Here is a 12,290-nt window from a genome sequence, read left to right as displayed (position 1 = left end):
AGCAAGGCCCTAGAAGGCGATGGGCATCAGATAATCCTGGATCAGCTTCTGGATGAAGATGATGACCAGGATCAGGATCACGGGCGAGATGTCCACGCCGCCGAGATTGGGCAGGATGCTGCGGATGGGTCTCAGGGCCGGTTCAGTGACGGCGTCGAGGAAATTCCAGATCGAGCGGACGACGTCGCTCCGGGTATTCACGACGTTGAAGGCCACCAGCCAGCTCAAGATCGCCGACGCGACGATGAGATAGACGTAGAGCTGCAAGGCCATCAGGATGATTTCGAGCAAGGCGCGCATGGGGATCTCGCGGGGGTCGGACGTTGCTCATGTAACCCCCCTCGCCCCCCGGAACAACCCAATGGACGGATTGACGGCGTTGGCCGGCGATTCAGCGGGGGGTCTTTGTGCACCGATTGACAGGGTCGAGGCCCGAGGCCTAAAAGTTTCGCCGCTTGGTCACGACACTGACCGGGGCTGTAGCTCAGATGGGAGAGCGCTGCAATCGCACTGCAGAGGTCAGGGGTTCGATTCCCCTCAGCTCCACCAGGCGTTTTTCGGCAGGGCCTTGCCAGGAGCTGCCGCCGGGACCTTGAACCCCTCACCATGAGATCCTGTCGATGATCGCCGATTGCCGGGTCATGTTTTCGCGCAATGCCAGGTTCGCGCCGTGACGATCCTGTCCGTCCGGCACGTCACGACCTATCGCTACAAGCGCCCGGTCTCGTTCGGCGAACACCGGATCATGTTCCGGCCGCGCGACAGCTACGACCAGCGCCTGATCCGGGCAGGCATCGAGATCACGCCGCATCAGGGGTCCCTCCGTTGGATTCACGACGTGTTCGGGAATTGCGTCGCGCTTGCACGCTTTACGAGCCCCGCTTCCGAACTGAGGTTCGAAACCAACATCACCCTCGACCATGTGCCGGCCAATACGCCCGACTTCCAGATGGAGGATTATGCGCGCACCTACCCGTTCACCTACAGCTCGGAGGAAATGCCGGATCTGATGCGCCTGGTGGAGCCGCAATTCCTCGATCCGGACCGCCGCCTCCACCATTGGGTGCAGCGTTTTGTGAAACGCGGGACGATCAACAGCACCAGCGAGCTTCTCATGACCGTGACTTACGGCATCAAGGAAAGTCTGGCGTATGAGCGTCGCAGCGAGAAGGGTACGCAGGATCCGATCACGACCCTCAGCCGGGGTAGGGGCACCTGCCGCGACTTCGCGGTCTTGATGATGGAGGCGGCGCGCTGCCTCGGATTCGCAGCCCGCTTCGTGTCCGGCTATATCTACAGCCCTGCCGGTTCCGACGAGTCTTATCTTGGAGGTGGCTCGACGCATGCCTGGTGCCAAGTCTACCTGCCGGGAGCCGGGTGGGTGGAGTTCGACCCGACCAACGGCATCATCGGCAACCGGGATCTCATCAGGATCGCGGTGGCGCGCGATCCCCGGCAGGCAATCCCGCTCTCGGGCACCTGGGTCGGAAAACCCGATGACAGCCTCGGCATGACGGTAGAGGTCAGCGTGCGCGAAGAAGAAGCATTGCGACGGGCCGGCCCGCTGTAAAAGAGGCAGGTTCGGGTAACAAATTAGGGCGTGGAGGCGTTAAGCTGTCGAAAGATGAGGAAGGCACCCATGCGAATCAGAGCCGGCTTTACCATCACTCTGAGATGCGCTGCACCGACGCCTTTCATCTTCCTCCTGAATGTCCACCCCTCGCGCGAGCCCGATCTCGTCACCCCGGACCGAATCCAGGTTACCCCCGACGTCCCCTCCGAAACCTACCGAGACGGCTTCGGCAATCGGTGCCTGAGGCTGGTGGCTCCCGGAGGCGACATCACCCTCCACAGCAACTTCGTCATCGCCGATACCGGGCGCCCGGACGAGGTCGCCCCTTCGGCGCATCAGCATGACGTCAACGACCTGCCGGCCGAGGTGCTCGTCTACCTCCTGGGCAGCCGCTATTGCGATACCCAGCGCCTCGCCGACCTCGCGTGGGAAATGTTTGGAAAAACGCCGTCCGGTTGGCCCCGGGTTCAGGCCATCTGTGACTTCGTCCATGACCGGATCGCGTTCGACTACCAGAAGGCAAGCCCGACGCGGACGGCCCATGACGGGTTTGTCGAGCGCCAGGGCGTGTGTCGCGACTTCGCCCATCTGGCCATCGCGCTCTGCCGCTGCATGAACATTCCGGCGCGTTATTGCACCGGGTATCTGGGAGACATTGGAATTCCGCCCGTGGACGACCCCATGGATTTCAGCGCGTGGTTCGAGGTCTATCTCGGCGGGCGATGGTACACGTTCGACGCCCGACACAACACGCCGCGGATCGGCCGGATTTTGATGGCCACCGGGCGCGACGCGACCGATGTGGCGATATCGACGGGGTTCGGCGCGTCCGAGCTCGTGACCTTCAAGGTCGTCACTGACGAACTCCCTGCCTGACCACCCTCGACCCAAAAAAAGGCCGCCCTTGCGAGCGGCCCGAAGTTTAGGGAGGAAACGCCCAAGAAGGGCAGCGGCAGGACAACGCCAATCGCCTTGCCGCATTCCAAACAGGTAGGTTTCACCTCGACCTTTTGCAAGGTGAAAAGGACAGCATCACTGCCCTTTTTTGTGCCTTTTAGATGTTGCAGGCCGCTCGCCCAGCGCACGCAGCGTCGCGTCAGCCGCTTGTCCTGCCCTGCGCTCAGTACATCCGCTGCTTGTCGAGGCGGTTCACCATCCGCTCCACATGTCCTTCGAGAAAGTGCCGAATATTCTTGCAGAAGATGTCGGTGATTTTTCTATTCTCGTCGGGGTCGGTACTCGCTGAGTGGGGGCTGATCAGCACATTCGGGAGGGTCCAGAGCGGCGATTCGGGCGGCAGGGGCTCGACGGTCGTCACGTCGAGGCCGGCGAATCGGATGTGTCCGTCGATCAGGGCCGCGATCATGGCGTCCTCGTCCACCACGCGACCGCGCGCAATATTGACCAGAACAACGCCGCGCTTCATGGACGCGATCACCTCCCGATCGATCATGCGGTCCGTCCGGGGGGTATGCGGGGTCGACAGCACGACGTAATCGGCCTTGCCGACCGCCTCTTTCAACTGGGACTGTCCGCAAACCTCGTGGGCGAACAATTCCCCACGACGCTCCGGTGCCGGATGGTTCACCACCGCGACGACGTTCATGTCGAAGGCCTGCCCAATGGCGCCGATGCGGGCGCCGATCTGCCCTGCGCCGACGATCGTGATCGTCTTGCCCGCAAGGCTCCCGCCGCAATACCGATCCCAGCGTTTCGCCGCCTGATCGCGCTGAAGGCGCCTCAGATCCTTGGTGTCGCCGAGAAGCACGAGAAACACAAATTCCGCGAGCGCGCTGGCGTGGACGCCGCGGGCGGTCGTGACGATGAGGTCGCTGTCTGCAAGCCCGAGAGCATGGACGCGTTGCCCCACGCCCGAACTGGTCGTCTGGACCCAGCGAACATTGGGCGCGAGTGCGAGACCGCCCTCGTCTTCCGCGCCCGACGGAAAGTCCCATAGGATCGTCGCGCGGGCGAGGGCATCGCGCCAGCGAGCCTCCTGCGCGCCCGTCCTCCGGAACGCCTCCTCTCCTTCGTGATCCCCCAGGTAACGAGAGGGCGGGAGAAGGTCCGGCTCAAAGATCACGTCGAGCCGGTCCGGCGCTATGGCGCGAATGCGCCCAACATACTCGACCTCGAGAGGGCTGGTGATAAGAACGATTTCTGGGGGATTGCTCATTGTCACCACGCGCTGGAGGATGCGGACCCGAGCGCCGCGATATCATGCCAGAGAGTCGCGCCACAAGACAAAGCCGCCATCGCGGGGGCGATAGCGGCTCTGTTTACAGTCGAGAGCTCTGCCGGCTCTTTTCAGAGCCAGCAGACCATCTCTTCCGTTAGCGAACGATCTGGACGATGCGGCGTGTGCCCGGATCAACCAGCACGGGCGTGTCGTTCACGACCGTGTAGCGGTAGCCCTGAACCTTGTAGTCGGCCGGGACTTCGTAATAGGTGACGCCCTGTGCCGGCAGAACGGCGCCGACGCGCACTTCCTCAGCATATGTGTAGGACGGAGCCTTCTGGGTCACCACGTACTGGCGGAATTGCGGCTGCTGCTGATCGGCGATGCCGCCGACGATTGCTCCCGCGACACCGCCCACGGCAGCGCCGATCGGGCCGCCCACGACTGCTCCGCCGACAGCGCCCGTGGCGGCGCCGGCCGCGACGCCGCCGCCCTGAGCCAGAGCGCCGGTGGACGCGACACAAGCAAGGGCGGCGATCATCAGAAATTTCTTCGACATGTTCATCTCCTAGAGGAACGTATGTATTCCGTGGAGCAAAACACATTTCGATACCAAAAGGTTCAGCTTAATTTTCGATCAATTCTGAAATTTCCAAAGATAGAATTATTAACGAAACGTGAACGCACTATTAATGTGCTGATCAGCTGCAATGAGCATTATATGGATCATGGTCGCATACCACTGTCTATTGCGGAATGCGTCTGAACTGCAACGCTTCTGACAGGAAGATCTGTGGCTCAGCTTGGAGACGACAGGTTGACACCGAGGTTGCGTAGAGACACGAAGCGGAACGCGAATGCTGAGGCCTGCTGGGATGTTTCCAAGCTGATCACATAATTCTAAATGACTATGAGGGTTCCGGTGCAGAATGGGGGGTCGACCTGCCACTCGACACTGCAACAAGCCATGCCCCTGCAAAGAGCTCGGATGAGTAGCATGACAAGCGATACCGACATTCCTGCCTCCCGCCTTGGCTCGTTGAGCCGCTATGTGCAGGATCATCTCGGAGACGAACTCCGCGCCATCTACGGGAACCCGGTCGACCAGCGGGTGCCCCGGCACATGGCGCAATTGATCGCCAGGACCAGCCAGATCATCCGCGCCCACCAGGAGCCGGTCAGCCAGGTCTTCGTCGATGGCATCATGAGCAGCATTCCATCGCTTCGCGCCTTCGCGATCTCCCTGACCCGCAACGCGGACCGGGCCGAGGACCTCGTGCAGGACACCGTCCTGCGGGCTCTCAGCCGGCGGGAGGGTTTCGAGGAGGGCACCAACATGCAGGCTTGGCTCTTCACGATTCTCCGCAACAGCTTCTTTACCTCTCACCGCACGAAGGGCCGCGAGGTGGAAGATGCGGACGGGTATCACGCCGCCACGCTGGTCACGATTCCGGACCAGGATGACAGGCTGGCGATCCAGGACCTCCAGTCGGCACTGGCCCAACTCTCGTCCGACCAACGCGCCGCCATCATGCTGGTGGGTGCCGACGGACTGACCTATGAGGAAGCCGCCGAGACGCTCAATTGCGCGGTGGGCACCGTCAAGAGCCGTGTGAACCGGGCACGAACCCGCCTCGCGGTGCTTATGGGACTCGTCGAGGAGGGTGCCGGGGAGCCTTCGATCGCGGGACTTTAGGTACAGCCCGCTGCGCATGTCGGAGAACAGTCACGACCCGGCTCTCACACAGGCAGAACATCATTGCACAAAAAAACGGCCCGGACGTCCGGGCCGTTCGATTGAAAGCGTAGTGGCCTAGGCTTTGGCCTTGGCTTTCTTCGCCGCGCGGGCCTTGGGCTTGGCCGCGCCGGCGCTGATGCTCTCCGACCCGACAGCCTTGGGGGCAGCGCCTTTCTTGCGGATCTGGCCGAGGCCAAGGCTCTTGGCGAGATCCGAGCGGCGCTTCGCGTAATTGGCGGCGACCATCGGGTAATCCGAGTGAAGGCCCCACTTCTCGCGATATTGCGCAGGCGTCATGCCGAGAATTCCCAGGTGACGCTTCAAGGTCTTGTAGGGTTTGCCGTCTTCGAGGCTGAAGATGAAGTCCGGGGTTACCGATCGGCGGACCGCGACGGCCGGCTCCTGCTTGGGCGGCGCGGGCTGGGCGGGCGCGGTCAGATTGTGAAGGGCACCGTAGACRGACACGATGACCTCGGCGAGATCGCCGCGAGCCACGGAGTTGTTCGCCACATAGGCCGAGACGATGTCGGCGGTGAGCTCTGTGAGATCGGGCAGCTGCGGTTCGAGTACGTTCATCGTATTTCCAAGTTTATCTTCGGGCCAAGGGTCCTACATCTTCCAATCATGGCATTCGGTCAAGTTGTTCTTTGGCTGTTTTCCATTTCGCTGGCCGTCAAAACCTCTCCGATGATGCGCCGTCCGGCGCGCGTGGGACGATGTTCTGGATCGCCGGGCGGCTGGAGGTCACAAACGCGAAAATACGGCGCGGGAGCGAAGCATCGGGATGACTTTCTGTTCTGTCGGAAGTCCAGATCAGCGTTTCGGATATTGAAATAGCGAGGGGCGAAGCCGGAATATCTTTGTCCGCGGCGCTTCTCAACATTTCTCACCGGGCTCTGTGTTGTCCGGCCGCAAGCTTGCCGCAAAGTGACGTTGGTCCATGTCCGACTGATGCGGGGGGCCGTTTTCATCACAAGAACCCTTCGGTTCCCAGGCAATCCCGCCACTAACCTTGAGGCCGGAATCGTCGAGGATTGGGCGGATTGGAGCGTTCCGAGGGGCTTCCGGCGCTTCGTCAGACCGGGGACGGGCTCGCCGCGATGGAGGTTCCTTCGCCTGTTTTCATCCGGAAATGCGTTTCCGGCCCAGCGGCGGGAGCAAGGAGATGCGTCAATCCGGAGGTTCTACTCTTGACGTTTATGCCCAACACGCTGCACGGTATGGCGCGTCACGCATAGATAAGGGCTTAGAGACATCAAATGGCTACTGGTACGGTGAAGTGGTATAACGACCAAAAGGGTTATGGATTCATCCAGCCCGATACAGGCGGCAAGGACGTTTTCGTCCACGTCAGCGCCCTGGAACGCGCTGGAATGCGCGGTTTGGTCGAGGGTCAGAAGATCTCTTACGAGGTCGAGCAGGATCGTCGGTCCGGCAAGGAATCCGCCACCAATTTGCAATCAGCCTGATTGAAACTGCAGGCGCCGGCCATCCCGGCGCCTCGCTCGCAAGCCGCCCTCCGGGGCGGCTTGCGATTGCCTGAACGCCCGGTGGGATCAGTTGAGCGCAAGTTCGCGCTCGCTGCGCCGGCCCTGATACCTCATGCCCTCGGGGCGGCATCCCGCTCGCGCCCTCCCGCAGCCTAATGGCGGGTGCTGAATGAGCCATGCTGGGCCCGTGGATTGAGGCGCGCGAATTCCTGGCCCGTCATGTGGACCAAGGTCGCATGATCGCCCCCCTCAAGATAAAAATCCGATCCGTCGTTCAGACTGTTATCGATGATCACGTCCAGTCCGTAGCAGGCCCCCACCGGGGGGACCGCGCCTCGCGCGCAATCCACGAAGATATCCTCGACCTCTTCCTCGCTCGCGAGCCGGACCTCCTGCCCGAGTTCGACGCGCAGATCCGACAGCCGAAGCTGATGAGATGCCGGCAGGACGGCCATCATGTAGCGATCCCCGTCGCTCAGGATGATGCCTTTGGCCAAGCGGTCCTCCGGGATATGTCCCGCATGGGCGGTGCCGATTGACGACATGGTGGGCGTGTGCGCGACCACATCGTATTTCAAACCCTGATCGTTCAGAAAACGTTGGAGCCTCGGTGCGATGGCCATAGCGGACCTCCTGTCACGCTGTTACCGCGCGCAAATTGGTCGGCATTCGCCAAGCGGCGGTCAGACGCGCGGCTGCTGGGATTGATGCTACACCCGCCCTTGGCGCCCTGCAATCGAACCCGTCCCGGCATCGCATCGCAATGGCAACGCGCTATCTGGCGGTGGCCGCTCCCGTGAGTCCGAGTTTCAGCGCCTGCTGACTTGGGGTCGCGGTGCGCAACCGTTCGCGGAAGCGCAGGTTCGCCTCGTTCATGATGCGTTTGTGCCGAACGCCCGAATCGCCGTCGTCCACCACCCGAACGACCGCCGTCGCGGCGTTGAAGAGATCGTCCGCCGCCGCCTCGATGCCGGGGTCGCGCTCCACGAGCCAGAGAATGCTCAGAATTTGCGAACGCAGGTCGCCGAGACCCGCCTCGCTGTCCGGGCTTCGCTCGAGCCGCGAGAGAATACCTTCGATCGTCACATTGGCTTCCTGTACGGCTTCTGTCAGAAGCGGCATCGCTAACTCTCCTGAGCTGACAACAATCCTTGGCCGTTTGCCCCCGCGTCGATCCTATGCTGCGTTCGAAGCATTCTCTCGATCGAACGCAGGAATGTCACGGAATCGGAGGGAAGATCGAGCGAACCTGCCTCGTCGATGATGCCGCCGAAGACGCTCGCCATCGAATCGAGATCCGAGACATTGCTCGCCGATAGAATATGAAAAAATGTCGTAAAGGCGACCATCGCCGCCTGGTCGTTTTCCTCCAGGCGCGAGCAACGCCGCTTCAGGATTTCGAGTTCGTGATTCTGAGCCGAGAGAATTTCCACAACCGCCAGCAGCTGATCGGTGAGCGTTTTGATCGAACCTTTGGTCGACGCCGTCATCCGGCGAAATGCATCATGAACATGCGACGACTCCGCAACGATCGCGAGTCTACCCACGTTCGCGACGAATGTGAATCCTTGCCGGTGGATAACGTCCAGGCGACGCCCGTCGATGCATCACGCGGGCATCGCGCGCTCGATCGCTGCGGCGATCTCCAGCAGGCGGCGATCCTCTCCATGGCGCGCCATCAGCATGAGACCGACCGGGCGCGGCGTTTCGGGGATCGGGAGCGTGATGCTGGTGAGATCGAACAGATTGGCCACCATGGGATTTCGCAGCAGCAGCCAATCGGTGCGGTGATACAGGGCATCGTCCGTCAGGAGCGGGGCGATGGGAGGCGCCGTCACCGGCGTGGTCGGCAGCATCAGCACGTCGATGCCGGACAGGTGCTGGTCCATGGCGGCGACGAGTTCGTTCCGGCGGCGCAGCATTCGAATATAGACGGCTGCGGTGATCTTCCCGCTTCGCACGATCGACTTGCGCACCAGCGGATCGATCTCGGCCGCGCGGGCGTCGATCCAGTCGGCGTGAACGGCGGACGCCTCGATGGATGCAAACGACGCGGCCGCGGTCGCGTCCCGCATCTCCTGCAGCAACGTTTCAATCGAGAAGTCCTGGAGGCTAGCGCCGGCGCCGGCGAGGACCCTCTCGACACGTCCGAATGCCTCCTCGACGGTGGAATCGATCTCGCCGAACAAGCGCCCTCGCGGGATACCGACGCGCAGACCTGCCAATGACGGCACAAGCAGCGGAACCGGCGTCTCGCCGGCCAGGACCGCATCAGTGTCCGCGCATGCCGCGACCGAGCGCGCCAGGGGGCCGAGTGAATCCAGCGTGTAGGACAGGGGAAAGGCGCCTGTCAGCGGGATGCGATGCGCCGTCGGCTTGAAACCGACCACGCCGTTGAGCGCCGCCGGGATACGGATCGATCCGCCGGTGTCGCTGCCGATGGAAATCTCGCTCGTGCCCTCCGCCACCGACACGCCCGCGCCCGAGGACGAGCCGCCCGGCACGAGGCTCGCATCGGTCGCATTGCCAGGGGTCCCAAAATGCGGATTGAGGCCAAGCCCCGAATAGGCGAACTCCACCATGTTGGTCTTGCCGAGGATCACCGCCCCGGCTTGCCTGAGCCTCGTGACGATCGTGGCGTCCGCCGCCGCCGGCGCTGAGTCGCGGAGAACCAGCGAGCCTGCGAGGGTCGGTTCGCCCTTCACGTCGAGCAGGTCCTTCAAGGAAACGATCGCACCGTCCAGAGGCCCAAGGCTCGCGCCCATGCGATGCCTTCTGTCGGCCGCATCCGCGGCAACGCGCGCCTCTTGCGGATAGAGCCGCACGAATACGCGCTCGTCGCCGGCGCGCTCGGCCAGACGACCGAGGACGATTTCAAGTTTCTCGCGAACATTGCGCATGGATAATCCAAGGTCACTTGCAAACAGAAAGGGCAGGATTGACGAGCCGGTCGTCGTCCCTGTTCATCATAGGCTCGCGCATGCTAGGCGAGAACCCGCAGAGGAGTTTGTCATGAGCCTTTCCCCCAAGGATCCGACCTTGCCTGTGGACGATGAGGCCCGCACGCTTGCCCGGCAACTGCTTCGGACGGCCCGCTCGGGCGCGCTGGCGACGAACGACACGATCAGCGGCATGCCGTTTGCCAGCCTCGTGGCCGTCGCCACCGAGATCGATGGCTCGCCGATCATTTTGACGTCGCAATTGTCGGCGCACACGCAATTGCTGGACGCGGATGCCCGCTGCTCCCTGCTTGTCGCGGCCACAGGCCGCGGCGATCCGCTGGCGCATCCCCGGCTCACGTTATTGGCAGAGGCCCACAGGCTGGATCCCGCCGCGCCGGAAACGACCGGGACACGCCGGCGCTATCTGGCGCATCATCCGAAGGCCGCGCTTTATGTGGACTTCCCGGACTTCGCCTTCTGGCGCCTCAAAATCACCTCCGCGAGCTTGAATGGCGGGTTCGGGCGCGCCTATCGGATGAGCGCGAGCGACATTCTCCTGCCAATGAGCGGTCTCGACGACCTTGCGGCGATCGAGGCGGAGGCGGTCGCGCATATGAACGTCGATCACGCCGAAGCCGTGTCTCTGTACGCGACGAGGCTGTGCGGCGGTAGGGCGGGCAACTGGACAATGACGGCGCTGGATCCGGAGGGCGCGCTTCTGAGCTTGGGCGACACGGTTTTGCGGCTGCCCTTTCCGCGGCCCTTGACTGGCGCAGATGAACTCCGACCCATGCTCATTTTGCTGGCGAAGCAGGCCCGGCAGCTGCCGGAGACTTAACCCGCGTATTTGCTCCGGAGGTAGGCAAGGTAAGGTGCCGGATCGAGGCCACGTCCGGTCTCGCGCTGAAGCAGCTCATCCCGGCCGAACCGTCGCCCGTGCTGCCAGATCCGGCCCCGCAGCGCCTCGGCGAGGCGCGCATAATCTCCCGCCTCGATGGCCGCGTCCAGCGAAGGGTCTCCCGCGCGGAGCGTTTCCATCAACTGCGCCGCCATCACGTTGCCGATCGTGTAGGTGGGGAAAGAGCCGATATAGCCGGTCGACCAATGGACATCCTGCAGCACGCCGCGCGCGTCGTCGGGAACATCGAGATCGAGGTCGCGCTTGATCGCGGCATTCCAGGCGGCAGGCAGGTCCGAGACCGCGAGCGATCCGTCCATCAATGCGCATTCGAGCTCGACGCGAAGCATGATGTGGAAATCATACGTGAGCTCATCCGCCTCGACGCGGATGAAGCCAGGCGCCACGCGAGTGACCGCGCGGTAGAATTCCTCCGCATTCACATCGCCGAGCTGCTCCGGAAACTGGCTTTRCAATTCGCCAAAATGCAGTTTCCAGAAGGTCTGGCTTCGGACGATRTGGTTTTCCCACAAGCGCGATTGCGACTCGTGCGCCCCGAAGCTCGTCCCCCCGACCGCATAGAGGCCGATGAGATCTGTCGTGAAGGCTGTGCGCGTGTAGCGCGGCTCGACCCCTTGCTCGTACAATCCATGTCCCGTCTCGTGCGCGGTCCCGAAGAGCGAAGCCGGCAGATAGTTGCGGGTATAGCGCGTGGTGATGCGAACGTCGTTCCGGGTGAACGATACCTCGAAGGGGTGGATTGTGGTGTCGAGGCGTCCCCGCGTGAAATCGTAGCCGAGCTTCGCCGCCATCCCGAGGCCGAAGGCGCGCTGTCGGTCTTCCGAAAAATCGGCGAACAGAAAATCGGAGCGCGGCGCCGGCCGCGCGCGGGCAACCTCGAGAATCGGCTGCAGGCCCGTCCGAAGGTTCGCGAAAAGCCGGGCGAGACTCGCTGCCGTTTCGCCAGGCTCGTAAATCGCCACCATCGCGTCGTAGGGATGCGCGCTCCACCCGATGCAATCGGCATATTGGCGCGCCAGCGCGACGGTCTTTTCGAGGTGCGGGGCAAAAATCGAGAAGTCGCTCTTGGCACGCGCGTCGATCCAGGCGGCCTGCGCCACGGTGCGAAGGGCCGCGCGTTGCTGAATGAGCGAGGCCGGCACACGGCTGTGATGATCGAAAGCCTGCCTAACCTGCGCCACCATGCGGCCCTCGACGCTATCCTGGCCGAAGGATTCGACCACCTTTTCGGCGGCTTCGAGCGCCGTCTCGGTCTCGGGCGAAAGCAGCAGGTCACGGGCAACACGCGTGAGCGTGGCGATCTGCTGCCCGCGCGTCTCCGCGCCACCGGGCGGCATCATGGTGCGCGAGTCCCAGGTCAGCACCGAGGTCGCGTTCAGGACATCGTTGACCGCCGCGACACGGGCGTCCAGCGCGGCGAGAGGCGTTTCATTCATCATATTCGGTCCA

General features: G+C 62.8%; 14 protein-coding genes and 1 tRNA gene. 6 read left to right on the top strand and 9 right to left on the bottom strand.

Going from position 1 to position 12,290, the window contains the following annotated elements:
- Positions 1-9: 9 nt before the first annotated feature.
- The gene (locus tag AC1DVM_RS06135) at positions 10-300 is read right to left on the bottom strand and encodes a YggT family protein (RefSeq protein ID WP_477252898.1); all 291 of its coding nucleotides are present in this window, start codon (positions 298-300) and stop codon (positions 10-12) included.
- 173 nt (positions 301-473) lie between these two features.
- Here AC1DVM_RS06135 and AC1DVM_RS06130 point away from each other — a divergent pair.
- The 3 genes from AC1DVM_RS06130 to AC1DVM_RS06120 all read left to right on the top strand — a co-directional run bounded on the left by AC1DVM_RS06130 (position 474) and on the right by AC1DVM_RS06120 (position 2,449).
- Positions 474-549: transfer RNA gene (locus AC1DVM_RS06130), tRNA-Ala, on the top strand.
- Positions 550-670: 121 nt separating this feature from the next.
- Positions 671-1,570: a transglutaminase family protein gene (locus AC1DVM_RS06125; RefSeq protein ID WP_477252897.1), complete on the top strand. Its 900-nt coding sequence runs from the start codon at positions 671-673 to the stop codon at positions 1,568-1,570.
- A gap of 69 nt (positions 1,571-1,639) precedes the next feature.
- Complete coding sequence (locus AC1DVM_RS06120) at positions 1,640-2,449, top strand: transglutaminase-like domain-containing protein (protein ID WP_477252896.1); 810 nt, start codon at positions 1,640-1,642, stop codon at positions 2,447-2,449.
- Positions 2,450-2,693: 244 nt separating this feature from the next.
- Here AC1DVM_RS06120 and AC1DVM_RS06115 read toward each other — a convergent pair whose 3' ends face one another.
- Both AC1DVM_RS06115 and AC1DVM_RS06110 read right to left on the bottom strand, forming a co-directional pair.
- Entirely contained in the window at positions 2,694-3,749 is a 1,056-nt protein-coding gene (locus tag AC1DVM_RS06115) for a D-2-hydroxyacid dehydrogenase (protein ID WP_477252895.1), read from the bottom strand.
- A 157-nt stretch (positions 3,750-3,906) separates the two neighbouring features.
- Complete coding sequence (locus AC1DVM_RS06110) at positions 3,907-4,311, bottom strand: DUF1236 domain-containing protein (RefSeq protein ID WP_477252894.1); 405 nt, start codon at positions 4,309-4,311, stop codon at positions 3,907-3,909.
- A gap of 438 nt (positions 4,312-4,749) precedes the next feature.
- Between AC1DVM_RS06110 and AC1DVM_RS06105 the strand changes: the two genes are divergently transcribed.
- The gene (locus tag AC1DVM_RS06105) at positions 4,750-5,448 is read left to right on the top strand and encodes a sigma-70 family RNA polymerase sigma factor (protein WP_477252893.1); all 699 of its coding nucleotides are present in this window, start codon (positions 4,750-4,752) and stop codon (positions 5,446-5,448) included.
- A gap of 117 nt (positions 5,449-5,565) precedes the next feature.
- Here the strand turns inward: AC1DVM_RS06105 and AC1DVM_RS06100 are convergent, their stop codons facing one another.
- Entirely contained in the window at positions 5,566-6,066 is a 501-nt protein-coding gene (locus AC1DVM_RS06100; protein ID WP_477252892.1) for a Ros/MucR family transcriptional regulator, read from the bottom strand.
- Positions 6,067-6,749: 683 nt separating this feature from the next.
- Here AC1DVM_RS06100 and AC1DVM_RS06095 point away from each other — a divergent pair.
- Positions 6,750-6,959 (top strand): cold-shock protein, encoded by a 210-nt coding sequence (locus AC1DVM_RS06095; protein ID WP_150945255.1) that lies wholly within the window; start codon positions 6,750-6,752, stop codon positions 6,957-6,959.
- A gap of 173 nt (positions 6,960-7,132) precedes the next feature.
- Here the strand turns inward: AC1DVM_RS06095 and AC1DVM_RS06090 are convergent, their stop codons facing one another.
- The 4 genes from AC1DVM_RS06090 to AC1DVM_RS06075 all read right to left on the bottom strand — a co-directional run bounded on the left by AC1DVM_RS06090 (position 7,133) and on the right by AC1DVM_RS06075 (position 9,880).
- Positions 7,133-7,603 carry an aminoacyl-tRNA deacylase gene (locus AC1DVM_RS06090; RefSeq protein WP_477252891.1) on the bottom strand — a complete coding sequence of 157 codons (471 nt, stop codon included), beginning with the start codon at positions 7,601-7,603 and terminating at the stop codon, positions 7,133-7,135.
- A gap of 151 nt (positions 7,604-7,754) precedes the next feature.
- Complete coding sequence (locus AC1DVM_RS06085) at positions 7,755-8,102, bottom strand: hypothetical protein (protein WP_477252890.1); 348 nt, start codon at positions 8,100-8,102, stop codon at positions 7,755-7,757.
- A gap of 2 nt (positions 8,103-8,104) precedes the next feature.
- Positions 8,105-8,470, bottom strand: coding sequence for a hypothetical protein (locus AC1DVM_RS06080; protein WP_477252888.1), 366 nt, complete (start codon positions 8,468-8,470; stop codon positions 8,105-8,107).
- A gap of 117 nt (positions 8,471-8,587) precedes the next feature.
- Positions 8,588-9,880, bottom strand: a complete 1,293-nt coding sequence (locus AC1DVM_RS06075) for an amidase (RefSeq protein WP_477252886.1) — start codon at positions 9,878-9,880, stop codon at positions 8,588-8,590.
- Between the two features lie 112 nt (positions 9,881-9,992).
- Between AC1DVM_RS06075 and AC1DVM_RS06070 the strand changes: the two genes are divergently transcribed.
- A complete protein-coding gene (locus tag AC1DVM_RS06070) occupies positions 9,993-10,760 on the top strand; it encodes a HugZ family pyridoxamine 5'-phosphate oxidase (protein ID WP_477252884.1) in 768 nt (255 codons plus the stop codon).
- Here AC1DVM_RS06070 and AC1DVM_RS06065 read toward each other — a convergent pair.
- Positions 10,757-12,277, bottom strand: coding sequence for a carboxypeptidase M32 (locus AC1DVM_RS06065; RefSeq protein WP_477252882.1), 1,521 nt, complete (start codon positions 12,275-12,277; stop codon positions 10,757-10,759). The two genes, AC1DVM_RS06070 and AC1DVM_RS06065, sit on opposite strands and share 4 nt — an antisense overlap.
- Between the last annotated feature and the right edge of the window lie 13 nt (positions 12,278-12,290).

It is taken from the genome of Microvirga sp. P4_A5 (assembly GCF_056402495.1).
The sequence above is the reverse complement of the archived record's forward strand: the minus strand, read 5'-3'. Positions and strand labels throughout refer to the sequence as shown.

What these genes read in the sequence shown, in the direction of transcription:
- AC1DVM_RS06085 (WP_477252890.1), bottom strand. Translation starts at nt 8,102, where the DNA reads ATGCCGCTTCTGACAGAAGCCGTACAGGAAGCCAATGTGACGATCGAA.
- AC1DVM_RS06110 (WP_477252894.1), bottom strand. Translation starts at nt 4,311, where the DNA reads ATGTCGAAGAAATTTCTGATGATCGCCGCCCTTGCTTGTGTCGCGTCC.
- AC1DVM_RS06135 (WP_477252898.1), bottom strand. Translation starts at nt 300, where the DNA reads ATGCGCGCCTTGCTCGAAATCATCCTGATGGCCTTGCAGCTCTACGTC.
- AC1DVM_RS06105 (WP_477252893.1), top strand. Translation starts at nt 4,750, where the DNA reads ATGACAAGCGATACCGACATTCCTGCCTCCCGCCTTGGCTCGTTGAGC.
- AC1DVM_RS06115 (WP_477252895.1), bottom strand. Translation starts at nt 3,749, where the DNA reads ATGAGCAATCCCCCAGAAATCGTTCTTATCACCAGCCCTCTCGAGGTC.
- AC1DVM_RS06120 (WP_477252896.1), top strand. Translation starts at nt 1,640, where the DNA reads ATGCGAATCAGAGCCGGCTTTACCATCACTCTGAGATGCGCTGCACCG.
- AC1DVM_RS06095 (WP_150945255.1), top strand. Translation starts at nt 6,750, where the DNA reads ATGGCTACTGGTACGGTGAAGTGGTATAACGACCAAAAGGGTTATGGA.
- AC1DVM_RS06090 (WP_477252891.1), bottom strand. Translation starts at nt 7,603, where the DNA reads ATGGCCATCGCACCGAGGCTCCAACGTTTTCTGAACGATCAGGGTTTG.
- AC1DVM_RS06070 (WP_477252884.1), top strand. Translation starts at nt 9,993, where the DNA reads ATGAGCCTTTCCCCCAAGGATCCGACCTTGCCTGTGGACGATGAGGCC.
- AC1DVM_RS06080 (WP_477252888.1), bottom strand. Translation starts at nt 8,470, where the DNA reads ATGACGGCGTCGACCAAAGGTTCGATCAAAACGCTCACCGATCAGCTG.
- AC1DVM_RS06075 (WP_477252886.1), bottom strand. Translation starts at nt 9,880, where the DNA reads ATGCGCAATGTTCGCGAGAAACTTGAAATCGTCCTCGGTCGTCTGGCC.